General features: G+C 40.6%; 26 protein-coding genes and 1 tRNA gene. 14 read left to right on the top strand and 13 right to left on the bottom strand.

Translation table 11 applies throughout. From position 1 onward, the window contains the following. The first annotated feature begins 5 nt into the window (after positions 1–5). Positions 6–725 (top strand): hypothetical protein, encoded by a 720-nt coding sequence (locus tag ESB13_RS20330; protein ID WP_129005537.1) that lies wholly within the window; start codon positions 6–8, stop codon positions 723–725. Here the strand turns inward: ESB13_RS20330 and ESB13_RS20325 are convergent. From ESB13_RS20325 to ESB13_RS20315, 3 genes are all read right to left on the bottom strand, one after another. Further along, entirely contained in the window at positions 722–1,540 is an 819-nt protein-coding gene (locus ESB13_RS20325) for an RteC domain-containing protein (RefSeq protein ID WP_129005536.1), read from the bottom strand. The two genes, ESB13_RS20330 and ESB13_RS20325, sit on opposite strands and share 4 nt — an antisense overlap. Positions 1,541–1,717: 177 nt before the next feature. Beyond that, on the bottom strand, positions 1,718–2,668 hold the full coding sequence (locus ESB13_RS20320) for an AraC family transcriptional regulator (protein ID WP_164974292.1): 951 nt from the start codon (positions 2,666–2,668) through the stop codon (positions 1,718–1,720). A gap of 278 nt (positions 2,669–2,946) precedes the next feature. Beyond that, on the bottom strand, positions 2,947–3,498 hold the full coding sequence (locus ESB13_RS20315; protein ID WP_129005534.1) for a hypothetical protein: 552 nt from the start codon (positions 3,496–3,498) through the stop codon (positions 2,947–2,949). A gap of 743 nt (positions 3,499–4,241) precedes the next feature. Here ESB13_RS20315 and ESB13_RS20310 point away from each other — a divergent pair. Further along, positions 4,242–4,718 (top strand): J domain-containing protein, encoded by a 477-nt coding sequence (locus ESB13_RS20310; RefSeq protein ID WP_129005533.1) that lies wholly within the window; start codon positions 4,242–4,244, stop codon positions 4,716–4,718. 81 nt (positions 4,719–4,799) lie between these two features. Here the strand turns inward: ESB13_RS20310 and ESB13_RS20305 are convergent, their stop codons facing one another. Further along, positions 4,800–5,090: a hypothetical protein gene (locus ESB13_RS20305; protein WP_129005532.1), complete on the bottom strand. Its 291-nt coding sequence runs from the start codon at positions 5,088–5,090 to the stop codon at positions 4,800–4,802. 594 nt (positions 5,091–5,684) lie between these two features. Between ESB13_RS20305 and ESB13_RS20300 the strand changes: the two genes are divergently transcribed. Further along, entirely contained in the window at positions 5,685–6,050 is a 366-nt protein-coding gene (locus tag ESB13_RS20300) for a hypothetical protein (protein WP_129005531.1), read from the top strand. 86 nt (positions 6,051–6,136) lie between these two features. After that, on the top strand, positions 6,137–7,138 hold the full coding sequence (locus ESB13_RS20295) for a hypothetical protein (protein WP_129005530.1): 1,002 nt from the start codon (positions 6,137–6,139) through the stop codon (positions 7,136–7,138). Between the two features lie 248 nt (positions 7,139–7,386). Here the strand turns inward: ESB13_RS20295 and ESB13_RS20290 are convergent, their stop codons facing one another. Then, positions 7,387–8,094 (bottom strand): hypothetical protein, encoded by a 708-nt coding sequence (locus ESB13_RS20290; RefSeq protein WP_129005529.1) that lies wholly within the window; start codon positions 8,092–8,094, stop codon positions 7,387–7,389. 595 nt (positions 8,095–8,689) lie between these two features. Here ESB13_RS20290 and ESB13_RS20285 point away from each other — a divergent pair. The 4 genes from ESB13_RS20285 to ESB13_RS20270 all read left to right on the top strand — a co-directional run bounded on the left by ESB13_RS20285 (position 8,690) and on the right by ESB13_RS20270 (position 12,764). After that, positions 8,690–8,920, top strand: a complete 231-nt coding sequence (locus tag ESB13_RS20285; protein WP_129005528.1) for a hypothetical protein — start codon at positions 8,690–8,692, stop codon at positions 8,918–8,920. A 97-nt stretch (positions 8,921–9,017) separates the two neighbouring features. Continuing rightward, the gene (locus ESB13_RS20280) at positions 9,018–9,413 is read left to right on the top strand and encodes a plasmid mobilization protein (RefSeq protein WP_129005527.1); all 396 of its coding nucleotides are present in this window, start codon (positions 9,018–9,020) and stop codon (positions 9,411–9,413) included. Between the two features lie 26 nt (positions 9,414–9,439). Next, positions 9,440–10,789: a relaxase/mobilization nuclease domain-containing protein gene (locus tag ESB13_RS20275; protein WP_164974291.1), complete on the top strand. Its 1,350-nt coding sequence runs from the start codon at positions 9,440–9,442 to the stop codon at positions 10,787–10,789. A gap of 10 nt (positions 10,790–10,799) precedes the next feature. Continuing rightward, positions 10,800–12,764, top strand: coding sequence for a YWFCY domain-containing protein (locus ESB13_RS20270; protein WP_129005525.1), 1,965 nt, complete (start codon positions 10,800–10,802; stop codon positions 12,762–12,764). 40 nt (positions 12,765–12,804) lie between these two features. Here the strand turns inward: ESB13_RS20270 and ESB13_RS20265 are convergent, their stop codons facing one another. Next, positions 12,805–13,044, bottom strand: a complete 240-nt coding sequence (locus tag ESB13_RS20265) for a helix-turn-helix transcriptional regulator (protein ID WP_129005524.1) — start codon at positions 13,042–13,044, stop codon at positions 12,805–12,807. A 485-nt stretch (positions 13,045–13,529) separates the two neighbouring features. Here ESB13_RS20265 and ESB13_RS20260 point away from each other — a divergent pair, with 485 nt between their 5' ends. The 5 genes from ESB13_RS20260 (at position 13,530) to ESB13_RS20240 (ending at position 16,478) form a co-directional block, all read left to right on the top strand. Continuing rightward, on the top strand, positions 13,530–14,276 hold the full coding sequence (locus ESB13_RS20260; RefSeq protein WP_129005523.1) for a sensor histidine kinase: 747 nt from the start codon (positions 13,530–13,532) through the stop codon (positions 14,274–14,276). A gap of 15 nt (positions 14,277–14,291) precedes the next feature. Beyond that, entirely contained in the window at positions 14,292–15,191 is a 900-nt protein-coding gene (locus tag ESB13_RS20255; RefSeq protein ID WP_129005522.1) for a HEPN domain-containing protein, read from the top strand. A 55-nt stretch (positions 15,192–15,246) separates the two neighbouring features. Continuing rightward, a complete protein-coding gene (locus ESB13_RS24325) occupies positions 15,247–15,468 on the top strand; it encodes a SymE family type I addiction module toxin (protein WP_129005521.1) in 222 nt (73 codons plus the stop codon). 42 nt (positions 15,469–15,510) lie between these two features. Then, positions 15,511–15,906, top strand: a complete 396-nt coding sequence (locus ESB13_RS20245) for a hypothetical protein (RefSeq protein WP_129005520.1) — start codon at positions 15,511–15,513, stop codon at positions 15,904–15,906. An 80-nt stretch (positions 15,907–15,986) separates the two neighbouring features. After that, complete coding sequence (locus ESB13_RS20240; protein ID WP_129005519.1) at positions 15,987–16,478, top strand: hypothetical protein; 492 nt, start codon at positions 15,987–15,989, stop codon at positions 16,476–16,478. Positions 16,479–16,512: 34 nt separating this feature from the next. Here the strand turns inward: ESB13_RS20240 and ESB13_RS20235 are convergent, their stop codons facing one another. The 6 genes from ESB13_RS20235 to ESB13_RS20210 all read right to left on the bottom strand — a co-directional run bounded on the left by ESB13_RS20235 (position 16,513) and on the right by ESB13_RS20210 (position 20,963). Next, positions 16,513–17,268, bottom strand: a complete 756-nt coding sequence (locus tag ESB13_RS20235) for an Abi-alpha family protein (RefSeq protein ID WP_129005518.1) — start codon at positions 17,266–17,268, stop codon at positions 16,513–16,515. A gap of 6 nt (positions 17,269–17,274) precedes the next feature. Beyond that, positions 17,275–17,988 carry a TRADD-N-associated membrane domain-containing protein gene (locus tag ESB13_RS20230; RefSeq protein WP_129005517.1) on the bottom strand — a complete coding sequence of 238 codons (714 nt, stop codon included), beginning with the start codon at positions 17,986–17,988 and terminating at the stop codon, positions 17,275–17,277. 157 nt (positions 17,989–18,145) lie between these two features. Further along, on the bottom strand, positions 18,146–19,483 hold the full coding sequence (locus ESB13_RS20225) for a site-specific integrase (protein ID WP_129005516.1): 1,338 nt from the start codon (positions 19,481–19,483) through the stop codon (positions 18,146–18,148). 311 nt (positions 19,484–19,794) lie between these two features. Beyond that, positions 19,795–19,868: transfer RNA gene (locus ESB13_RS20220), tRNA-Pro, on the bottom strand. Positions 19,869–19,971: 103 nt separating this feature from the next. Next, positions 19,972–20,532, bottom strand: coding sequence for a sugar O-acetyltransferase (locus ESB13_RS24215; RefSeq protein ID WP_129005515.1), 561 nt, complete (start codon positions 20,530–20,532; stop codon positions 19,972–19,974). A gap of 59 nt (positions 20,533–20,591) precedes the next feature. Continuing rightward, positions 20,592–20,963, bottom strand: coding sequence for a winged helix-turn-helix transcriptional regulator (locus ESB13_RS20210; RefSeq protein WP_129005514.1), 372 nt, complete (start codon positions 20,961–20,963; stop codon positions 20,592–20,594). 77 nt (positions 20,964–21,040) lie between these two features. On the opposite strand from ESB13_RS20210, the gene ESB13_RS20205 reads away from it, so the two are divergent. After that, positions 21,041–21,919: an NAD(P)H-binding protein gene (locus tag ESB13_RS20205; RefSeq protein WP_129005513.1), complete on the top strand. Its 879-nt coding sequence runs from the start codon at positions 21,041–21,043 to the stop codon at positions 21,917–21,919. A gap of 102 nt (positions 21,920–22,021) precedes the next feature. Here the strand turns inward: ESB13_RS20205 and ESB13_RS20200 are convergent, their stop codons facing one another. Further along, on the bottom strand, positions 22,022–22,549 hold the full coding sequence (locus ESB13_RS20200) for an antibiotic biosynthesis monooxygenase (RefSeq protein WP_129005512.1): 528 nt from the start codon (positions 22,547–22,549) through the stop codon (positions 22,022–22,024). Between the last annotated feature and the right edge of the window lie 121 nt (positions 22,550–22,670).

The following is a 22,670-nucleotide window of genomic DNA, read 5'->3' as shown; positions in this document are numbered from 1 at the left end:
GCAACATGATCAAACCCACATTTTTAGTTCATGCAACAGACATATTAGCAGCACAGAACTCAACCTTTTCATGGAGTAAAATCGTCAAATACTTTGTTGCAAAAAGTATCGAATACAACGTAGACATACCATATACAGACACAAACATTAGCACATACGAATTACCAAACAAGCGTACAGGTGCTCTGAAAAACCTGCAAGCCTTCAACCCGGAGCAGCAGTTTGAAATCCTAGAAGAATTATGTAACACATATGAAGGTGTAGAAGGAGTTGCAGAATTGAAAATAAAATTGGTTACACAATATGCCACCCTGCGTAGCAAATCTGCCTTAAACATCAGTGCTGAGCAGGTAAATGAAGCAAAAGGACTTTTGACAAAATACCCCAGCGCCGAAAAACTATATAACAGTGCTTTAGAAAAAATAAAAAATGGCATTTACGACCGTAATGCTTTAGACGATCTGCGGCTAAGTCTTGAAGAAGTACTTAAAAAGGTATTAGGAAATACCAAATCATTAGAAAACCAGCGGCCAGCCCTTTCTGAATTTTTCAAAACAAAAGATTTATCGCCGCAGATCGCGAACCTTCTATGGACAACTATTGATAGTTATTCTAAGTATCAAAACGAAAACGTTAAACATAACGACAATGTAAAAAAGACAGATTTAGACGTAATCCTAGATTATACTACTGCATGTATAAAACAACTCATATTACATTCTTAGTAAGAATCTACATTTCGTATCATTTTTTGTAACAGACGTTTTACGTTATCGCGCGTTTCCATATCTACTTTATCACTGTATTTTAATAAACTGGAGGGAGTAAATGTGCGGGACTGTTTATTAGCAATACCGGGCACGATAAGTTCAAAAAAGCTTTTGTAGGTATGATTGATGACCCCCTCAGCATCTACCAGCGAACGCAGGAAAACATATAATTCAGAACCGCGATATGAAGTCTGTACAAATCCTTTCCCCTTCTCTAACACTGTCTTCACAAAGCTTCCCCCTTTGCCTTCTGCATGGGGATTGTGTTGCAGCTCATAGATTGATTCATTTATTTCCTGTGTAAGCATTTCATTTGCCAGCATCCTGGATAGCAGCAAATCGTACCCCGTACTAAAAGAGAGGTCACTACACAGATACTGCACTTCAATCGAAAAATGTTCATCCTGCCGCCCACGTATAAAATACTTCTCATCCATAGCAGTAGAAGCGCTGCGGTGGTACTCAAAAAAATTAATGTGACCGGCAAAGAACGCGTCTATCTCCTGCAACTCCGCTTGGAGAAACTTTAACTTAGCCTCCACACTACCGGCGGGCTTCCGGCTTTCCATACGGTAGCGTTTTACATGGTACATCATCTGGCTGCAAAAAAGGGGTTTTACTTCTTTGAAAAAGACGATTTCCTCCTGATCGTTTGTAAATGGGTTTTCAATGATGTTTGTCCGTAATAGCTCCATAGCATTGCGTACAGCTTTAATGCTGCGGTCGTGAACTTTTAAGACATAATGTTCTTCCTGCTGAATAGTAGCCAATTCACTGGTTAGATCGCTATGGAGCTGTTCAAAAAAGGGCGTTTTACACTTTCCATAATCACACACTTTTGAGTTTCACAAATTAGTTCGCCTGAGAATTATCAAAGATGGTGCTAATACAGCAACAAGCAGTGCGATTATGGTGCAAGGATATTCAGCGAATGGTGAATTTTTAAACTAAGCGCCATTACTCCTACGAAACTCAGAAGGAGTTGTCCCAACATTATCTTTAAAGGCGGGGTCAAAAGCTGCGGAATTTTTAAAACCTACCCTTACCGCTATCTCATTCACGGTTAAATCCGGTTCATTAAGTAGAAGTTGTTTAGCAGCCTTCATACGCTCATATTGCAGGTATTGTCCGGGTGGTATAGAAAACACCTTTACAAAGTCTGTTTTTAGATCACGGGAGTTTGTACCTACCATATGGGCCAGATTGGGGATTGTAATATGGCGTGTTATATCAAATCTTATTATCTCTCTGGCCTCATACATCCGCTCTATTTTGTACTCCGGCAAGTCCTGCGATTTACCCTCCGTTACTGTACTGAAAAGCGCTTCGACAACCTTTGCTGCGGCCTGTCTGTCTGCCGGATGATGGCGCAGATACTCTATAGAATCCAGCAGCACAATACTGCTATTCATTGTGTTATTTAACAGAAAGCGCATTTTTCCATCCTGTGTACTATCCAGAAATCTATCTAAAGACTTAACCTGCAAATTCAGGCGTCTGAGAAAGTCCACTGTCAGCGCCATATCAAATACAAAATACTCCCGGCCTTGTTTTAATGAAAACAAGCTATCTATGTAAGGAACCTGCGCAAAGAGAAACTGGCCCTGCTTAAAGTAAATTTCTCCGGTTTCACAGGTATAGCGCATATTCTGCTTCAGCATTACCTTAAAGCCGATCATAGGGCCATCGCGGTGAATATACATCACATGATCTTCTTTGGCTGTATAAGCACTCAGCCAGAATGAATAGTCGGCAGTCTGGTACTTCTGATAGAATATGTTAGCAAAGGATTCTTCCGCATGCAGCATCTGACTGCCGGGAATTTTAAGGTAGCCAAGTCGTTCGGGCACGGCAGATACAAAGTTTAACTGCCCACGGGTCGTTGATGTTATGGTCATAGCACAGAGGTATTCGTTCATCCATTCTTTAAAGCTTCTTTCAAACCGGGGGGACAAAACGGTAATACAACTATATATAAATGAATATACTAATATTTTTATTGCGTCAAAAAGACGTTATGAACAAATTAACATACCCGTTTTTTAACGGACATAGAAGCGTGAATAATCACATTTAATAAAACCTGCAACCGCCGAAGCATTTGGCAACAATACTGGCGGACTATTGCATGGTTTTGCGAGAAATTACCCTATAACCCCGCAAAAAGCTGAACCAGTTAGTTTTCACGCTTTATTACCTGTGAATCATATGATAGTTGAAGACTGTGCAAATCTACTCCACACTCTATGCAATAATCCTCCAAAGAATCCCGGTCAAACATGCGTATATCAAACCCACTCACACCGTCAGCATGCGGGTCTTCAAAAGGAAACAAAATCCCCTCATTTAGCAGCGGTATTTCAGAAAGCCGGTTGGCCTCAATTTCCCTTATCCGAACGCCACGCTTATACGCCAAGAAATAACTATAGGAATCGGTGCTACGATAAGCCACTTGCAGAAATAACGTATCTAAAGCCCTAGATAATAGTTGCCCCCAATGATACAGCTTCTTAAATGTATTATGCCTGATACAATACCAATCTTCTTCGCTCTGTGTAATAACAAGATAATCCGGGTCGCAATCTGTTCCTGCTAACAAGTCCTCTTTCTCAATACATGCAGACCTCGTTTGTACAGTCTCTTTAATCCCGGTCAATTCATGCAATAACAATAACAGCTTATCGCCTTCCATTGTCTTTACATGCAAATGCAAATCAAACTCTTTCATGATAAGCCGATTTTAGATTAAAATAAAATGACCATACACACCTTAAATATCATGCCCTTTTAAAACAGGCTATCCCAATATAACAAGTTTCAACCATCAAAGGGATAAAAATACAGTTGGATATAGGGGCTTTTTCTCTTTGTGCTGCTTTGGTTGTGTCACTCCCTTGTACGCCTTCCGTTTTGCTCGTCTTTTCTATTTATGCCAGATGGTAACCTGCGGTTGGCTTCTCATTCGCAAACCGTGGCCGCAAAGATAATTAGCCTGTGCAGGTATAGTCAAGGACTGCGCTACGGCAAGCCTCCGCTGGCAAGTTTTGAAAAAAAATCTCCAATGCCATTAAAGCCGCTGCGCGGCATCTATGCGTAGCGCAATAGTATTTTTTTTACAAAATCCTTGACGTATCCCTGCACAGGCTATTTGCTAGTCGCTATCGGTATGTGAATGAGGCGTAGCCGAATGATTCACAATTATTAAAACACCTAAAAGTTAGCGTCATGGCAAATCAGATTCTTAACACCGTAATGTCACTTTCTTGGGAACTACAACGCAGTAAAAAGTATAACCGCTCCCGTTCCCTTTTATCCGCATGGGCTATTTATCTCAATGAAGATATAGTCGTGTTCCGCCTTGTAAAGAAACATAGAAACAGGCAACACATGGCAAATCCTCAAAGCCTTACCCTGTTTAAAAAATAACACACCTGCACTATCACACTTTCATCATAACTAAAATAATATACTATGAAATACTTTAATGAATGTCAAACCTTAGAAGAAGTAAAAGCACTTTATAAAAAATTAGCCAAAGAGAATCACCCGGACGCGGGAGGTGATACAGCTACCATGCAGGCAATTAATACAGAATACGCGTATGCCTGTGCAGTCATTGCTAAAGGTGCGAGCATGTCAGATGCAGAGGCAGACGAAGAAATAAGACTATCAGAAGAATACCGCCAGATTATAGAAGCCATTATCAACCTCCCCGGTATCGTCATTGAACTGGTAGGCCGTTGGCTGTGGATAAGTGGTAACACTTACCCCGTACGCAAAGAATTGAGCACAGCGGAATTAACCTATCACGGTAAAAAGAAAGTATGGTACTACAGTCCGGACGAATACAAGAAAAGGGGGACTAATAAAAGCCTTGATGAAATTAAAGCCAAGTATGGCAGCGAACAGATTACAGCACGCAACAACAGTAAGGTTCTAAAAGGATAATCATTATAAAGCAATAGCAACGACACTACAAAGAAGAGCCTCAGTTGAGACTCTTCTTATTTACATAGGGCAAACTGAATCTTAATTCATTCTACCACGCTCCGGTCTTTCCCGCGGTTCACGTACAGGTGCCTCTCTTTCAGTTGACGGCCTTTCCTTTGGCTCTCTACTCTTACAAATACTTTCTCGAAAACCGTCTGTTTTCAATCTATCCATTTTGTCAGGATTAAAACCACCTGTTGATTTTTCAACAGTTTTACCAGCTGCGGCATTTTCATTCATCCCGGTACATAATCCTGTTTTTTGAGCCTTAATGGTGCTGCCAACTGCGGAACCAAGTAACATACCTGCAATTAATACTAATGTTTTCATGCAATAATTTTTTGAAAATGGAATGTAATTTTTTGGGATAGCTATCTGTATGCAAAGGAAGAACATTCGCTTTTGAGCTTTTTTAAAAGGCCCTTAAAAACACCCCATAAATATTAAAACCGTTAGTTCAACTTCACAATGCCATACTAGAAATAGCCTATCAATACCATATTTGGTATGTCCTTGTAATCAACAGCCATTCTTTCTGCCGGGCCTGTACTCAGTAGCAGATGTGGCAGACACTGAAACCGGCCTGATTACTACGCATAAGACATTTGGCCTGATAACACGGAGGGGGCTAATTCCTTAATGAAGCAAATCCATAACAGTGGAGGACAACAAATGGCGCATGCCTTTATTTCTGCCGTTCGAGCAATCACAGCAATGGTTAAATGATGAATTGTTGTTAGACAAGTACCAAGAGCTATTGAATTATGAAATGCCATCTGACGAACTTGCCTACAGATCGGTTTACACCATCAGGGGTACAAAGCCCCTTCGGACGGACTAGGTAAAAGCGCTTTATTTGAATGGAATGAACCGGCATTAGGCACTGCCGACCCTTATTAAAACAAATTTTTTAAAAATTACGATATGGCTGAAGTCATAAAACTGGTAAGCGAAAATACATTTGATTATGCCTGTCAGGCATTCATTAAGCCATACGAGAAGGACGGCAACATTTACTATGCTGCCTTCTGCCCCGAAGCTGTAATCTATAATGACAAACTGAATTTTACCAGCCGCTACATAGTAACTATGCCGCACCCCGAACAGGGAACAATCCAGTTTTATCTGCGCATCTTAGAAGATACTTGGATATTAGACAACCCTACGCGGGATAATAGGAATGAGGTCGAAGAATACAATCAGGCGCTTTTTAGCCATGACTATAATTTTGAAATTGCACCGGAAATAATAGCATGGTGCGATGCGGCTATCAGCTCCCATACAATGTAGACTAAAGCGCCACGATTCGTTCGGCCGCTTTTTTTCATCGATCAATCAAAGTAGTCGTAACTTAGTTAAGCTGCAAAAAAAATAACATGAGGCTTGGAGTTTCAAAAGAAATGATTGGAACATACATAAAAATGTTCTCCGGTTCACTTAAGCATTTTTCATACAAGTACGAAAGCCGATTTTTTCGTACACCCGGAGTCATCCCTGACTACTTCTGCTATATCTGCCCCATTTGTGTGGAAAACCACATGATTTTTTTCAAAGAAGGTTGGTCATGTACTGCCGAGTTTAGCCTAGATCACTTCCCCCCTAAAAATGTGGGAGGAGATTTGAAGGGATTAGTTTGCAAAACCTGCAACAATAATGCTGGTGGACTTTTTGATTTCATCACGGAGGATTTTTTGCATTTTGCAGGCTTCCACAGAAAAATACCAAACTCCACATTAAAAACAAAGTCGGAAATTAAGGGCGTTAAGGGCAAATACAAATCGCACATCATAATAGACGAAAGTGGTGAATTAAGAATAAACTTCAAGCCAAACGACAAAAGTAAAATTCCATTTCTTGACGAGTGGTTAGATACATTAGATAAACGTGAAGATTGGGAAGTTCAACTGACTATCCCCAAAATTGATCAAAAAAATGTGACGAAAGCTTTTCTGAAAGCTGCATACTTGGCATGTTTTAATCAATGGGGTTATGAGTTCATATACTCCAATACCGGCGAAATGATAAGAAAGGTATGGCGGGATGAGGTAGAATATCCATTCTCTAAAATTCCTTTTTTAATCTTTGATTCAGAAGAAGATTTGAAACGCGTGCCTAAAGGAGTTAGCTTCTTCCGAAAACCAGTCGAATTTCAAAGCTTCTTAGTTAATATCCCTATGAATCTTAAAGAAAACAAGTATGAATGTATAGCCTCCGTGATTATTCCACATGCAAATGGCTGGCAAGATTTATCAAAATTAAATTTAATACATAGTGATACAAAGCAACTAGAAATAAGCCTAACTACACTCGTACCGGCATTGTCTCGCAGAAAATACGACGGCTATTCATCCGACTGGGATATGTTCTACAATAAATAACCGGCTCTTTATACCCTTCATTCAATTTATCAAAGTTGGCGATTATAAGGTTGCCTATTTCTGCCGCTGTTTCACTATCGCTTTCATCCAGAAAACACCAATACTCCGCCTGTTCATCATCATGCGAACAGCAAATTATTTGCTTACCACAGTCCCAAAAAGAAAGTTCATAATTCCCATCAGCAAGCGCCAGCACCCTGATTAACTCTTCCCTGAATTGTAATATAAAATTATGGTAGCTGTTCATATCAATTCATATTCTTAGCCTGATCTACCGTAAGCTCGTAATTTATATCCGCAAGTATGCCATATCTGTATAGAAAGAATGCAGCCCTATTCCCTTTAACGTAATTCCCAACCTGCTGCCCCAATCCAGCGGCAACTAATGCCGATATATATGTATTTGGGGCGTGCATTTCGATTACAAAACCTCTTGTATTAGCTGATTTTGCTGCCTGCTCAGAAATCTTAACCAACTCGGGCAAGGCCCCAACATTGAGTTGTTGAAGAGAAAAAAGTAACGTACGTAAAAAATCCCATTCGATTCGTCCATTCAGATGTGCTTGGAACAAATTTGCAAATATCTCAGCCTGCTTTACCTCCATAAATCGGTCTATGTAGACCATTACAATTTCCAGCACCTCCTCTCTGTACTTTTGGTCATCTTCCATCCTTATCCGAAAATCAACCATTTTTTCATCACTCAATTTTCCTGCATGGAAAGTTGAGAGAAACGTAAGTATCTTTTTTGCAAAAAAAGCCTCCTTAATTTTTAGTCCGGTTCCGGCAAATCCCATAATGGTTTTCACAATAGGTATTTCTTTCAAAACGCCATCTGCAATAAAACTATCCAGCCCTAATTCAGCATAATCCAACCCAGTATCTAAGTTCTTTTCAATGATACTCTTCTTAATCTGAGATGATAAAGATTCATTACTTTCTAAATTCTCTGCCATATCTTCCTTTTTAAACCAAGCAGGTTAGTACTACTATCCCTTCCTTGTTTCGCTCAAAAAACTCATATAAAAAAGATTGCATCCTTTTTATTTCTTGCTATAAATACTCTTTCAGTAACGTCGCCAGACACAAAACCTACAGGGCTATATAAAGCGTAAATTCGATTTTAGGGCGCTTTTCTTTTTCTGCTTTTCGTGCAGCCAAAACAAAAGGATGATTATAGCAACTGTTATTATTTGAAAAACCATTGTGTTTGCTTTGTATAAAGTTATGCTTTTATCGGGCTATTTTATCAGTACTCTGATAAGCTGTCCCTATTACACACATCTTGTCTGACATTCTTTTGCTGGGTACTTTTAATACTTCTTTCAACTGAATTGTGAAACAGAAAATGAAGCGTATGTTATTCAGAAAACTATCCAGCCCCTTTTTTTCCGGAGGAAAAAAAGGGGCTGACACGCAGCCGCAAAAGGGCCGCTGGCAGCTAATCAGTACCCATATAAGGCCACCCCTATTACACAGATCGGCAGAGGGCTATCACCCGGCTTACGGGGATGGCTTCTTTAGTTGGGCAGGCATTTAAATACGGGACAATTGGCAAAGCGAATCATCGGATGCCCTCCCATAAGTTTCCTACTACAGATCACAACAGCAGCAGTGGCAACTATCGCCATGCAGGGCGATAGTCAGCAGCAGGCAGTAGTGCATAGCCTGGCAGTGGAGACCGCACCATCAACACCTGTGCGCCAGTGCCACGTTGCCAGAATTGCAACGGGCGAGGTGTACAATTGTCGGACAAGTCCTCCAATCGACCTCGCCCCCTGATGCCTCCGAAGTCGGCGGGGGAAAAGCAGTCACTGCGTGCTGCCAATAAAACAGCGGCATTGCCGCAGTATGTACTATTAAAAAGTGAAGAGAGACTATGAAGCAGATTGAAAAAAGTAAGTACACGCGCCGCGTTACTATCCGGTTCAAACCGGAAGAATTTCAGCAGGTAGAAGCTGCCTGTAAATCCTCTGTGCATCGAAAGCTTAGCGAATATGCACGGAGGGTTTTGTTAAACAAACCGGTTACTATTAACTACCGGAATCAGTCCACCGATCAATTACTAACTGTCCTTAATCTGATTAAAACAGAGTTGAGTGCCATCGGCAACAACTTCAATCAGTCAGTACATAAGCTGCATACACTAGATACAGTGCCGCAGATAAAAACATGGGTAGTGATGAATGAGGCTACAAAAAAAATACTCATGCAGAAGGTTGAAGATATACGCCTGAGACTTATACAAATCTACGAATCATGCGACCGCAAATAAAATACCCCGGCAGCTTAAAACGGGCGTTGAACTATAATGAAAAAAAGGTGCAAAGCGGCAAAGCTGTATTGCTGGATGCGGTCAATTTTTTAAAAAGACCGCATGAATTGAATATACATGACAAGCTAAACCGCTTCCAGAAATTAATGGATTTAAGCGAAGCCGATACAAAGCTGATTCATTTATCACTCAATTTTCATCCATCAGAAAAAGAAAAACTGACACCGGAATTTTTAAAAACACTCAGTCAGGAGTACATGGAAAAGCTGGGTTTTGGCAATCAGCCGTTTCTAGTTTACCAGCACTTTGATGCAGGCCACCCGCATGTACACATAGTATCTACACTCATCCGGGATGATGGCACCCGTATAAATACGCACAATCAGGCGAAAGAAATTTCAGAGCCAGTGCGTAAGGAAATGGAAGAAAAATACGGGCTGATCAAAGCAGATAAAAAAGAAAATGCTATTGAACGTACAGAGGCATTACGTGTAAGTTCAGAAAGGGTTAAGTACGGAAAATCGGAAACCCTCCGTAGTATCACTAATGTACTTGACGATGTAATTGATAAATACAAATACACGTCACTCCATGAATTAAATGCGTTACTGAAAAGTTACAATGTAATGGCTGATCGGGGGGCAGAGGGTTCCCGCGTCTATAGAAACAAGGGGCTTTATTACAGGGTGCTGGATGAAAACGGCCATAAACAGGGAAAGCAAATTAAAGCGAGCGACATATACAGCAAACCAACCTTAGAATATTTAGAAAAGCGGTTTAAAGAGAATAAACTGGCGCGGGCGCAGGATAAAAAGCATTTCACCACGGCAATCGACTGGCATATTAAACAGAAGCAGGGCAGCTTACAAGGGTTGAAAGATGCTTTGAAAAAGCAAAGCATAACGATGGAAGTACGCCGCACCGAAGCCGGTTTTGTATATGGCCTCACCTTTATCAGCCATGATAAAAAGGCAGTGTTTAATGGTAGTGATTTAGGCACAGGCTATTCAGCCAAAAGCATTTTGGAACGGCTGGGCGTTGAGCAGGAAAAACCGCTGGCGAAAGAAAACAACAAAGAACAAGCGCAGACTAAAGGTAAAGATCAGGATAAGGAAAATTCACCCGCCAAACAGCAGGCCGCGCAGTCACCGGATAAAAGCAAATCAAACAGCCCTATGCCTTCTTCTTCCAATTCGCAAAAAACTGCTATAGCTGCACATGAAAAGGAAACCATCCGACCGGAAGAATTGCATAAGAACGGCAACTTAATGCAGGAGCTGTCAGGTCAGCAGTCAGGAGCTGAGGCAATGGATATTAACCTGAAAAAAGACGAAGAACACCATAGAAAGCGCAGGGATCAATCATTGGAACGTTAAAACATTTGTTATGAAAAATAATACCAACGACATAGGATTAAAGAAAATCATTGAGCTGACAAGAGCAATAAGCATAATTGTACTGCTAATACATTTTTACTTTTACTGCTACGGCGCATTTAAGGAATGGCACCTTACAGCCAGCTTGTCGGATCGCATATTAGACAACATAAGTAAGGCGGGTTTATTCAGCAGCTTCCATAAGTCAAAGTTTGCATCTTTGGCTTTCCTGCTACTTTCATTGCTGGGCGCGCAAGGCCGCAAATCAGAAAAGATCAATTACCAAACAGCACTTGCCTTCCTGATTACTGGCACACTACTGTATTTTATTAGTGCGTTAGCCCTATTAATTACAGGCTATGCTGTGATTGCGGGCATACTTTATATGTCCGTTACCGCCGCTGGCTATATACTCATTTTAACAGGCGGCACCTTGCTAACACGGATTATAAAGCAAAAACTGAAAGGGGATATTTTTAATAAAGACAACCAAAGTTTCCCACAGGAAGAGCGGCTTTTGGAAAACAAATACAGCTTTAATTTTCCAGCGCAGTACAACTTAAAAGGAAAGCAGCGGCAAAGCCACGTTTCCATTGTTAATCCCTTCCGTAATATTTTATTAGAGGGCCTGCCCGGATCTGGCAAAACACTATGGGTGGTTATGGAAATAATACGCCAAGCCATTTACAAAGGATACGGGCTATGTATCCATGATTTTAAAGCTCCTGACCTTACAGCTTTTGCCTACAACTATTACCTGCAATACAAACACCTGTATAAAGTAGAACCTGAATTTCATGTATTGAACTTTGATGAAATACAGCAGCGGTGTAATCCTTTAATGAAAGAATCCATGCGGGATATTACAGATGCCGCCTCAGCATCCAGAACGATTTTGTTAGCATTAAATCCAGAGTGGCAGGAAAAAACTGATTTTTGGGCAGAATCTTCCATCAACCTTTTTACCTGTATTATCTGGTTTCTCCGCCTCTATAAAGGCGGTAAGTATTGTACACTGCCACATAGTATTGAAATGGCCCAGACCGATTTCGATGTACTGTTTTCTATTCTTTCAGCCGAACCCCAGCTACAGGCAATGGTTAAACCGTTTACACAGGCTATGAAAGAAGATGCAGGCAAGCAGCTTGTGGGGCAGGTATCGGGGGCGCTTATCGGTCTATCCAAACTGGCAACCCCGAATCTTTATTATGTTCTGTCTGGTGATGATTTTGCAATGACCATTAATGACCCGAAAGCGCCGAAAATTGTTTGCATCGCCAATAATCCGCAGAAGGCATCTATATATAGCCCTATTATTTCTCTGTACTTAAACAACCTGCAAAAACTCCTGAAAGAACAGGAAGACCAACCCTGTGCGATCATGTTAGAGGAGTTCGCTAATATTTCATGGCCGTATTTGGACAAATTTTTGGCAGTGTGCAGGTCTTATCTGGTTTCAGTAACAATGGTGATACAGGATTCAAGCCAGCTCGTAGCAGCATACGGCAAGCAGCAGGCAGATGTGATATTAAACATTGTCGGAAACATCATTTCCGGTCAGGTTGCCGGGCAAGGAGCAAAAGACCTATCAGAACGCTTTGGCAAAATCATGCAAGACCGTGAGAGCCTTGCGATCAATAGCAGTGATACATCAATTACACGGTCAAAACAGCTTGATTATGCAATACCTCAGTCGGTAATATCCACTTTATCAGCGGGGGAGTTCGTCGGAGTTGTGGCAGACAATCCCGATCAGAGAATTGATCTAAAGATGTTCCATTCAAACTTTACACTCGATAGCGGCAGAATTAAAAAAGCAGACTACCAGCAGCTACCGAAAAAGAATATTTCTTCCGCCATTATCCTGGACACCTTCTTACAAATCAAAAAAGACGGGAAATTAATAAGGGAAAGCGAAATGGAGAGGCTGGTTAATACACCAGAATTGAACGAATTTATTATTACGAGGAAGTAATTTTTAGGGCTACATGGGAGGTAAAGCCTTCTTTGTAGCTCTACTTTTTTTTGTCTTTAGTGGAGTGAAATAAGTCCTTTATATCAATATCCAACCATTCTGCGATGGCATAAAAAGTATATACATCAGGCTGAACTTTATTATTAACCCAATGCGATACAGTTGAACGAGCAACACCAAAATGCCTTTCTAATTCGCCTATAGTTTTCCCACTATCTGCTAATGCACCTTTTATTCTGTTTATCGCTATTTCAGTTCTTTCAACTTTCCTTCTAGCCATATATTCTCTTTCCTGTATAAAGAAAAGACAAAATTCTTAATTAGTTGATAAACAGTTGCTTATGTGTCGTTTTATGAAACATTTGTAGCTTTCTATGCCACATTTGATTTGTATTGTTACACAAAAAGCTTTAGATTGCTTTAAAATCAGTTATTCAACTATGGACAATACATCATAAAACAATAAATTGCGCGCATAAAATATTGCAAAGCGTGTTTGCTTTAATTCCTGCTTTAGAAAACTACGACACTTTCACAGCGGCTGGAATAAGGTAAATCGCTCACGTAAACGCGTGGGCGTTCTTATTTCCGCATGGGTGTCGTAGCCCTTCTAAAGGATAAGAACTAACCCACGCTATTTTTTTGCCAATCATTGCTGCAATTTTGCGGTGATTACTGCTTTCAACTCTTTCATTTTTTGCCGCGCATCAGTTACTGTATTTGTCACTAACGGACAATTGTATTAGCCACCATCAATTTACTTCTATGCAAGCCACACACGCGTCTACCAAACACGCCTTGCAGAACACTTCTGAACAGTCCGCAACAGAAAAACTGCGTATACTGGAATTATTTGTAGCCTCTTTTACTCATGAAGTAAAAAACCAAATTGGCGCTATACACTCTGCATGTAAATTTTTAGATAGGCCAGACAAGCAAACCTTATATGCCAATATTGTCAGAGAAGGGATAGACGATGCTTACCGTTTAATCGAAAATATGCTTTCAACTGTAAAAGTGAACGCAGGCACTCTAAACATTACCCTTCAAAATGAACCGTTCTGTTTTGTAAACTGGCTACCAGCATTCCTTTTGCCCTTTCAGGCCAATCCTTTGTTCCCAACAAGAATTGAAGCAGATTGCTGTATAGGGCTAGATGGGTTAATAATAACGGCAGATAAAGTTAAATTAGGGCAAATCTTATTGAATCTACTTATTAATGCACAGAAGCATGCCTATAGAAATACCAGCATCAATATTAAATGTAATGGGGATGGTAAATATGTAATTATCCAGACCAGCAACAAAGGTCATACTATCCCGGCAGAGCAACTGTCAAAACTTTTTACCCCCTATTTTATGCTTACAAATGGACACGCTGGCAACGGCTTAGGGCTACATATAAGCAAAACATACATCGAGGCTATGGGAGGCACTATTACTGCTAAAAGTGCAAACGAGTTAACCACCTTCATGATCAAAATTCCGATACGACCTATTTCTAATAAATAAAAACACACGTACATTATGTCAAAACTCAAGCATCTATCTCAACAACAATTAAGCTTGCTAAAGGAGTTTACCGGAAAGATAGTCCAAACAATCGCTCCTGTACAGGTTCTGTGCTATGGTACACGCCATTCCAATACTTACGAATGGACAACTTTCAACTTTGACGATACTAGCGTATCGCACAGTTCTACCGTATCTTATGATCTAATTGTAGTTACCCAAAACAAAGAGAACAGGCCCGATCACGAAATAATACAGGCCATTGAACAACAAGCTCCCGCGTATAAGTTGAACGTAACAAGTGTGATTTTAAAGGAATCAGCATTCGACAAATCACTTAGTGATGGTTGGCGTTTCTTTACCACAGCCTATTATAGAGGCGCAATGCTTTATGACAGTAATCCAAGCGTTATTTATGTGCCGCAAGGCCCGCCAGAGATACGCGGGCTTATTCACGCTATTCAACAACATTGGTCTTATTATTTTACCGGTGCCAAAGGCTTTTACAATTCAGCAGAAGATAATTTAAAACGCGGCTGGACAAGTGGGGTAATGCTTAGCTTACATCAAGCCACGCAACACACCTGCATGGCCCTATTACGAGCTTTTACAGGGTATAGGTCAGCTACTCATAACCTATCGCGTTTGTTGGAGTTGATAAAAAACTTTTCGCCTGAACCTTCCAGCATATTCCCATGCAACACCGCAGAAGAAAGAGAATTATTTACTATTCTTAAAAACAGCTATTCTGATTCACGGTACAAAGAGGATTTTACAGTTCCACAGGAAAAGGTGGACGTATTAATGCGCCGTGTTAAAACACTAATGGAAATTGCACAAGTAATTTATGAAACCCGCTTACAGACTTTTGTTTTAAGCGCTCCTATAACCTTTCCTCTTCTAACGAAGGAATAAGGAAAAGTGGCCCTTCTATTTAATCAGCTTGCTCACCAAAAAACAAACGCTACTTATGACTGCCAAAGTAATACCATTCAACAACAACAGCAGGTTTTTAAAGGTCACATCTAAAAGCATTTTTAGATCATCCAAATTTATTGGATGCAGTTATTATAAAAATGTTCCGTGGATTAACCTATCGGGCGTCTGGTTACAAAATGCCGGTTTCAACACTGGCGATACAATTTCTATATCCATTGAAGAAAACTGCCTGATCATTTCTAAGGCCAATTAGTAAAACCCGATATAGTTTTTAATCTGTACTAATCAAAAATTTATGAAGATTCACAAAGACGATTTGCGGAATACCAATGATGCTTATGTCATACCACTCGGTAGAGACGGCCAACTACATCCCGATTCACTAAAGAAGCACATTGATACATACACGTTAAATTTCAAACAGTGGCATATAAATGTATTGGCTCCGCTTTGCACGGTGGGTAAAAGGGCTGAATATTACAACACTTACGGCACACTGACATATATTTTGGGAATTGAAGTTTCCAGCAATCAACTTTATGTTACCTGTAGCTGTAAACGGCGAGTTGAAAAGCTTTGCCACCATACTTATGCAGCATTGAAAAGCCTCCTGATTACCGGCGGAACAGATTACTTTTTGAAACTTAGCAAAATATTGCAAAACACCCAATGCACCACTTCCAACACGTGATAATTGGTTAAGTATGCTGTCAGTTTCTACTGACAGCATACTTAACCAATTAGAAATTTGATCACTTCAAATCGTACTCCATGTTACTTGATGTATATTTAGATAAGGGAGCTTTGAGGCATTTAAGACTAACGATAGGCAGTAAAAGATTACTTTTTACCGGTTGTGCTGTATTTCCGCTTTGCTGGCTAGTATTGTGGCTATTTTCAGTGGCCTACTTCCATTTGTACAATCCACCTCTAAAGCTGATATTTCCTTTAACAGCCTTGCTAACTACTGTATTTATATTTGTACTGTCAATAGGTTTCTTGATTATTAAGGTTTATAAGCGAGCTAAGAAAATAAAACCGAAATGTGTATGGATAACGCTTTTGATACACGTTGTAATCATTGCAACAGAATATCTTGGTCTTTATGCTATTAATGGGGATGTTGTTTTAGCAGCCTATTCGATAGCTTTTCAGATTATCTCAGTAGGTTTGGCTAGAATGTTATGCAATGTTGTAGTGTATAAAATCCAGATTTTGAAACCTGAAGATAACTGCATAGAAACCAACAGCATTAAATGTTAAGGGTATTCTTATTTACCAAACCCGACACTATCAATTATGCAGTTTTTAGTTGACACATTTCTAAAAATTTTTCACCCAATTCTGTAAGCCGATACCCATTATTATCAGCATCATATTCCGCATTTAGGGCGTGCCATTGCTCGCCTGAATCATAGTGACCTCCTGTCCTAAATTCAGGAATATAAATCGACGGAGGCACCTTTTTTATTAATCCTAAGCGCACCAAATTCGCGCATTCAAATTCTTCAAGGTTTAGATACATCCCTGTTCTTTCTAAATCTGAAATTTTTTCTTTTAATTCTTCAATTTGTTTGACAGTAGAAAGATTATACTCCCTTCTTACCCTGTTATACTTGGCAACCATGCCCCTGAAATCTTTTTCAGCATTCAATAACTCATTCAATTCATTAAATTCTTCAATTGATAATTGACTTAAGATTGAAGGAAAAATTTGATTCTGGAAGTTCTTTTCTGAATTTACCATATTGGCAAGCATACTTGCCCATTTGTCTTGTAGCTCTTCACTTTCTTCTAATGATGCCTTCTCAAGTAAAGGCACGAGAATTTTAATCGGCACCTCTTTAATTGATATTTTATTGTCCTCTACATACTTTTTGGCTTTCAAAAGTATTTTTACTTGGTTTTTAAATCTTAGATACTTTATATTATCAGAAACAAAAAGCCCTAATTCTTCTATAGTGGGCCCAATTAATTTTCCTACAAAGTCTTTTGCAAGCTCCAACCCCTTTTCTATAGTGCTGGACTTTATATTAAATTCTTTATCGGACATGATAATTTACTTTTTAATTCCACCGTACAACTCTAACAACTGCTTCGCTATTTCTGCTCTAGCTTGATCTTGAAGCTTTGACTCATTTTGACTAATGCTATCTAATATTTGAACCGACATTCCTACTGCATTAATCCGCTCTAGTACGGTAACATATTCTTTCGCCTGTTTCATGGTGGACTTGTAAATCAAAAGAAACGACCCGCCAATAACTTCTATAATGAGCCCTGAAACCGTTGTAAGCATAGCTGCATCCACCGAGCCACCACCTTGGTACAGCTTTATGATTCCATACCATATTACCGCAAAACCAAACAACATCACAATAACAGTCCATACGAAAATGGATTGCACTTGTTTAAGATTACGATTAAGGTAACTTTCTAATTTCATTCTTCCTAGCTCCCATGACTTCGTAGGACTTTCCTTAATTTTATCTTCGACTTTCTTAATTTCTACAGCAGCCTCTTCCTGATCAATTAACATTTGATAGCTTGAAATACCAATTAGTATCAATGCCGATGCACCTCCAAGAATCCAGATTACAACGATTGAATTATATGGAAGAACCTTTTTGTCTACACAATAAGCTATAATTGCAGATGCTAATGCTAACACTCCTGCCGCAATAGCAAATCTCTTGACTATTTTTCCTCCAGTAATAATGCCCTTAATTAGATTTGACATTATACTTGTCGGAGTTATATTGAAGAAGTCCATAAAAATGAAGTTAAGGGTATGTCAATACATTGAGATTTTAACTCAAGTCTGACTTACGCAATATAATGTATTTGAAACGAAGCTACAGTGTAGCTCCTGAAAACCGCTATTAATGTCTGATAAAAAAAGGCATTCGCCCTTAAATATTAATGTTCTTTTATACGACTTTTAAATACTTCTCTTTTTTCCTGTTAAACCTATCTTGTACGTGAGCGGTGTCCTCTATAATTTTTTCTTCATCGACATCTGCATAAATGTTTTTCGTTGTACTGATTTTTGTATGCCCCATCATCTTACTCACAGTTTCCAAAGGAACGCCATTTTTCAAATTGACCTCCCGCGCAAAAAACGCCCGTGCCTTTCGGGTATCAAGTTCAAGTGGCAAATTCAATATACCACCGATTATTTTTAAGCTATTGTTGAAATCTTTATTGCTTATATATGGAAATATTTTACCCCGCTCTTTTGCAGCAGAAGTATTCCTATATTTCTCCATAATCTTTTTTGCCATCTGTGGCACCGGTATCCCTGCCAACTCCACACTTTTTTGCCTATATATGGTACAGAAAAGATAACCTTCTATCTCTTCAAAGTGATAGTCGGATAAAGCCATAAGGTCTACGTAGCTTACGCCCAAATAGCAGTCAAAAATGAATAAATCCCGTACGAAATTTAGTCTGTCAATATGAAATGTGCTATTCTCAATGAAAACAAAATACTCAACAGTTAAACGCTGTCGTACAATCTTTTTCTTTTTTACCACATACGCATCAAAAGGATTGAATTTTATCCAGTGCATATCCGCAGCCATCCCAAACATTTTAATCACCCTTTCCATGTGTTTATAAACCCCGTTTCCTAGACAGGGGTCATGTTTTTTTAAAGGGTATTTCCTAATGTAGCTTTCTAACTCTAACGCAGCCTGATAATCAAACTCAAAAAGGTCAATATCTTTCTTTTTATATTTGTGTTGTAAAAAATTGTCTACGTACTTTTCAGTAGTAACATAATTCTTTAAAGTGCCGCCCTTCAATTTTGCCCTTTGCTCACCCTGTATTTCCTCTTCATCAGTTTCCCCAATTTTATTCACCATATCGTCGCCTTTCACATTGCCCTCTATTTTTTCGTGAAACCTAAACAACTCTTTCATTGTATGTCCTGATTCCGGCGGCTTCTGGCTGATATGCTTACCCTCGTAATGATCTTTCACACAATTGCAGGTAACACGGAATCTGCCTACCTCTAATGCCTTCCTGCTTTCCTTCAGCTTAAACCGCACATCGTCTATCCAATCGTTGATACTTTTTGCTTCACGGCCTCTTCCTTTTACCGTTTCGCTTTTAGAATCCCAATCGGCAACCTTAATTTTCTCTTTCAATGAAATCTCTGTGTTCTCCCCGTCTACGGTCACACGGGCAAATAGATAGCCTTCCGTTTTATCCTTTTTGTCTTTTCGGATAATGAAGTCAATAGAAAAACTCTTGTCTGTTCTCATACCACTTGAATTGAAATGTTTTGAAATATTTTCCAATTCTTTCACCTCTTTCCACGTAAGGAAGCGAGTTCAAATCCTGTCAGGACGCAACAAAATAAAGAGCCCTAACAAGTTGAGCTTCAAAAGTTTGAATGAATTTTCATGAGTAAAAATTACCGAGTTTTTTTACTCACACAATTACTCACCGCCAGATTGAAATACTATGATATAAATTGATGTGGGGCTAAAATGAAAAAACCCCGCAAACTCAATGTTTGCGGGGTTTCCGACTTTTTGTGACTACATCTTATTTCAAAATGAAGCCTCTTTCGTCGGGAGGACAGGATTCGAACCTGCGACCCCCTGGTCCCAAACCAGGTATTCTACCGGGCTGAACTACCTCCCGAGCCTCGCCATCCATTTGTAGTGGATGGGGTGCAAAAGTAGGAGTTTGTATGATACAAGCCAAGCTTTACTTTAACTTTTGCGAAAAAAGTTTCGAAAGCTCCCTATTTCGTACCGTTCAACTTCCTGATAACGCGTGCAGGATTACCCACAGCAAGGGAATCCGCTGGTATATCTCTCGTTACTACCGAACCGGCGCCAATAACACAACGATCGCCTATTGTAACACCAGGACATATAGTAACATGGCCACCTATCCAGCAACGCTCACCTATTGTCACAGGCTTGCAGTCTTCCCACTTGTCACGCTCATCGGCATCAAGCGGGTGCTGCGCAGTATAAATATGTACACCGGGAGCCAGCATGGTGCGGGCGCCGATAGTTACCTTGGCGCCATCAAGAATGACTGCTCCGAAATTGATGAACACTTTATCGCCGGCATAAATATGATCCCCATAATCACAATGGAACGGAGGTTCGAAATGAATATTTTTAGCCGAGTTAGGACATAACTCGTTTAATATGGCCTGGGAGTTTTCGGAATAGTACTCGGTTACATTCAGCCTGTGCAGGAGTTTCTTTGTTTGCCTCCTGATGTCTACCATTTCTTTGGAATGAGCATCGTAAGGCTCTCCATCGAACATCCTTTGCTTTTGCGTCTTCATGATAATTGTCGTTTGAACACTTACAATAATACATCTTTCCGCTATACTGCAAACTGATTTTAGCCGCCCCCGCTGAAAGCCCCTTCCCTGTCGCGGAATGCCCAGTTAGCCATCGCTTCAATTACAGGCGAAAGCCCCTGCCCTGCTTTACTAAGCCGGTATGTTACAAAAGGAGGCACCACCGGCTTTGCTTCCCGAATAACGAGACTATCAGCCTCCAGCTGCTTCAGATGCTGGATCAGCATTTTCTCCGTGATCGCGGGGATGGCTTTTTTCAATTCACTGTAACGCTTGTCGCCGGTTGACAGATGGTAGAGAATAATGGGCTTCCAATAGCCGCCTATTTTTTCCATTACATAGGTAACGGGACATAGATCAAGCGCGTACTGCTTGTTTTCCTGTATCGTTGATGACTGTTTTATAGCTGCCATGACACTTACTTTGGGGTAGGTACTTGTATAAAAGTAAGTACAAAGGTAGCTTTGTTTCCGAAATAAAAACAAACACGATGAATATTACAATTTCAGGTTCTTTAGGAAACATAGGCCGCCCCTTGACAAAGCAGCTGGTAGCTGCAGGACATACCGTAACGGTGATCAGCAGCAACTCAGACAGGAAAGCAGATATTGAGGCTTTGGGCGCCAGGGCGGCCATTGGCTCGGTTAGCAACGCCAGCTTCCTGAAACAGGCCCTTAATGATGCAGCAGCAGTATTTGCGATGACACCTCCCAATATGGGCGGCAGCAATATCATTAACAACACAGTAGATGCAGGCAGGGCCTTTGCCACAGCTATTGCCGAAACCGGCGTAAAACATGTAGTAATGCTGAGCAGCATTGGCGCAGATGCTCCTGGTGGCACCGGACCTATCACAGGACTCCATCGTATTGAAAAATTATATAGTGAGCTGGAAAATGTATCAGTCACCTTCCTCAGAGCAGGCTACTTCTTTACCAATTTCTATAATGATGTTCCATTGATCAAAGGCGCGGGTATTATGGGTGCCAATTTCCCCGCAACCACTCCTTTAGCACTAGCACATCCGGAAGATATTGCAACTGCAGCAGCTGATGCACTCCGGCAATCACCCGAAGGAAAAACTGTGCGTTATATTGTAAGCGATATGCGTCAGCCGGCAGAAGTGGCTGCGGAATTAGGCAAAGCGATAGGATTGCCAACGCTTCCCTGGGTGGAATTTACCGACGCGCAGGCTTTAGCAGGTATGACGCAGGCAGGTGTACCGGAAGAAATCGCAGGCTTATATACCGAAATGGGTACAGGCATCCGTAACGGTATCATATTGGCCGACTTTCAGCAAACAGGCTCCCCGGCAAACGGAAAGACAAAGCTCGAAGACTTTGCAAAAGAGTTTGCGCGCAAGTACTAAGCACCTGGCTTCGGCAGCAGCCTTACCTGAGAGGCGCCGCCGAAGCTGCTTTATAGTTACCCGCCTGATTCTGCAAATAAAAGGCGGGTGATATCATCCGATCTAAGGTTTTACAGGTTTCAGCCATCTCCTCAATACTTTGGTAACTACCGGCATTACCACCCAGGTCAATAGCGCCACCATGCAGCCAGCGATGATCAGCAAACGCAGCGGCGGCGGTAACTTTTGTATCAATGGCCCCACCGTAAACGAAAGGAATAAGCTGGTAGGAAAAACACCACATAAAGTAGCTACAGCCATCTTCCACCTGGGTGGGGGTGTTGGCGTACGAAACCATGCCTCAAGTCCTGTCAGATGACGATACACCGGATCTTCGGTTAATGTGGAAGCATAAGCATCCCAATCCTTGAAAAGTTTTGAATTATAAAACGCATCACGCTCCCTTTCATCGGCAAAGGTTCTGAGAATCCCTATTTCGTTTTTACCATCTTCTTTTAAGGCGGTGATCATCATGGCGCCGTGCACACCTTCATGTGCAAAAGATTGTCCCAGAAAGTCGCGAAGGGCCACTTCAAATTCTTCTTCCTTTCCGGGAAGCACCTTCCGGGTGATAGCTACATGTATGGGCATGGGAATAGTTTTTCAAGGCTTACAATTTACGTCATAAACGGCATTTCTTAAACCAGCTTAAGAATGTTGCTGCAGGTGGCTGCTAGCTTTGTACCCGTGATCACAAGAACATAAACAACAT

The organism is Filimonas effusa (assembly GCF_004118675.1).
Lineage (GTDB): Bacteria > Bacteroidota > Bacteroidia > Chitinophagales > Chitinophagaceae > Filimonas > Filimonas effusa.
This window is presented reverse-complemented; position numbering and strand designations above follow the sequence as displayed.

What these genes read in the sequence shown, in the direction of transcription:
- ESB13_RS20330 (WP_129005537.1), top strand. Translation starts at nt 6, where the DNA reads ATGATCAAACCCACATTTTTAGTTCATGCAACAGACATATTAGCAGCA.
- ESB13_RS20320 (WP_164974292.1), bottom strand. Translation starts at nt 2,668, where the DNA reads ATGACCATAACATCAACGACCCGTGGGCAGTTAAACTTTGTATCTGCC.
- ESB13_RS20280 (WP_129005527.1), top strand. Translation starts at nt 9,018, where the DNA reads ATGAAGCAGATTGAAAAAAGTAAGTACACGCGCCGCGTTACTATCCGG.
- ESB13_RS20290 (WP_129005529.1), bottom strand. Translation starts at nt 8,094, where the DNA reads ATGGCAGAGAATTTAGAAAGTAATGAATCTTTATCATCTCAGATTAAG.
- ESB13_RS20255 (WP_129005522.1), top strand. Translation starts at nt 14,292, where the DNA reads ATGTCAAAACTCAAGCATCTATCTCAACAACAATTAAGCTTGCTAAAG.
- ESB13_RS20245 (WP_129005520.1), top strand. Translation starts at nt 15,511, where the DNA reads ATGAAGATTCACAAAGACGATTTGCGGAATACCAATGATGCTTATGTC.
- ESB13_RS20315 (WP_129005534.1), bottom strand. Translation starts at nt 3,498, where the DNA reads ATGAAAGAGTTTGATTTGCATTTGCATGTAAAGACAATGGAAGGCGAT.
- ESB13_RS20270 (WP_129005525.1), top strand. Translation starts at nt 10,800, where the DNA reads ATGAAAAATAATACCAACGACATAGGATTAAAGAAAATCATTGAGCTG.
- ESB13_RS20205 (WP_129005513.1), top strand. Translation starts at nt 21,041, where the DNA reads ATGAATATTACAATTTCAGGTTCTTTAGGAAACATAGGCCGCCCCTTG.
- ESB13_RS24325 (WP_129005521.1), top strand. Translation starts at nt 15,247, where the DNA reads ATGACTGCCAAAGTAATACCATTCAACAACAACAGCAGGTTTTTAAAG.
- ESB13_RS20300 (WP_129005531.1), top strand. Translation starts at nt 5,685, where the DNA reads ATGGCTGAAGTCATAAAACTGGTAAGCGAAAATACATTTGATTATGCC.
- ESB13_RS20210 (WP_129005514.1), bottom strand. Translation starts at nt 20,963, where the DNA reads ATGGCAGCTATAAAACAGTCATCAACGATACAGGAAAACAAGCAGTAC.
- ESB13_RS20310 (WP_129005533.1), top strand. Translation starts at nt 4,242, where the DNA reads ATGAAATACTTTAATGAATGTCAAACCTTAGAAGAAGTAAAAGCACTT.
- ESB13_RS20305 (WP_129005532.1), bottom strand. Translation starts at nt 5,090, where the DNA reads ATGAAAACATTAGTATTAATTGCAGGTATGTTACTTGGTTCCGCAGTT.
- ESB13_RS20265 (WP_129005524.1), bottom strand. Translation starts at nt 13,044, where the DNA reads ATGGCTAGAAGGAAAGTTGAAAGAACTGAAATAGCGATAAACAGAATA.
- ESB13_RS20200 (WP_129005512.1), bottom strand. Translation starts at nt 22,549, where the DNA reads ATGCCCATACATGTAGCTATCACCCGGAAGGTGCTTCCCGGAAAGGAA.
- ESB13_RS20260 (WP_129005523.1), top strand. Translation starts at nt 13,530, where the DNA reads ATGCAAGCCACACACGCGTCTACCAAACACGCCTTGCAGAACACTTCT.
- ESB13_RS20235 (WP_129005518.1), bottom strand. Translation starts at nt 17,268, where the DNA reads ATGTCCGATAAAGAATTTAATATAAAGTCCAGCACTATAGAAAAGGGG.
- ESB13_RS24215 (WP_129005515.1), bottom strand. Translation starts at nt 20,532, where the DNA reads ATGAAGACGCAAAAGCAAAGGATGTTCGATGGAGAGCCTTACGATGCT.
- ESB13_RS20240 (WP_129005519.1), top strand. Translation starts at nt 15,987, where the DNA reads ATGTTACTTGATGTATATTTAGATAAGGGAGCTTTGAGGCATTTAAGA.
- ESB13_RS20225 (WP_129005516.1), bottom strand. Translation starts at nt 19,483, where the DNA reads ATGAGAACAGACAAGAGTTTTTCTATTGACTTCATTATCCGAAAAGAC.
- ESB13_RS20295 (WP_129005530.1), top strand. Translation starts at nt 6,137, where the DNA reads ATGAGGCTTGGAGTTTCAAAAGAAATGATTGGAACATACATAAAAATG.
- ESB13_RS20230 (WP_129005517.1), bottom strand. Translation starts at nt 17,988, where the DNA reads ATGGACTTCTTCAATATAACTCCGACAAGTATAATGTCAAATCTAATT.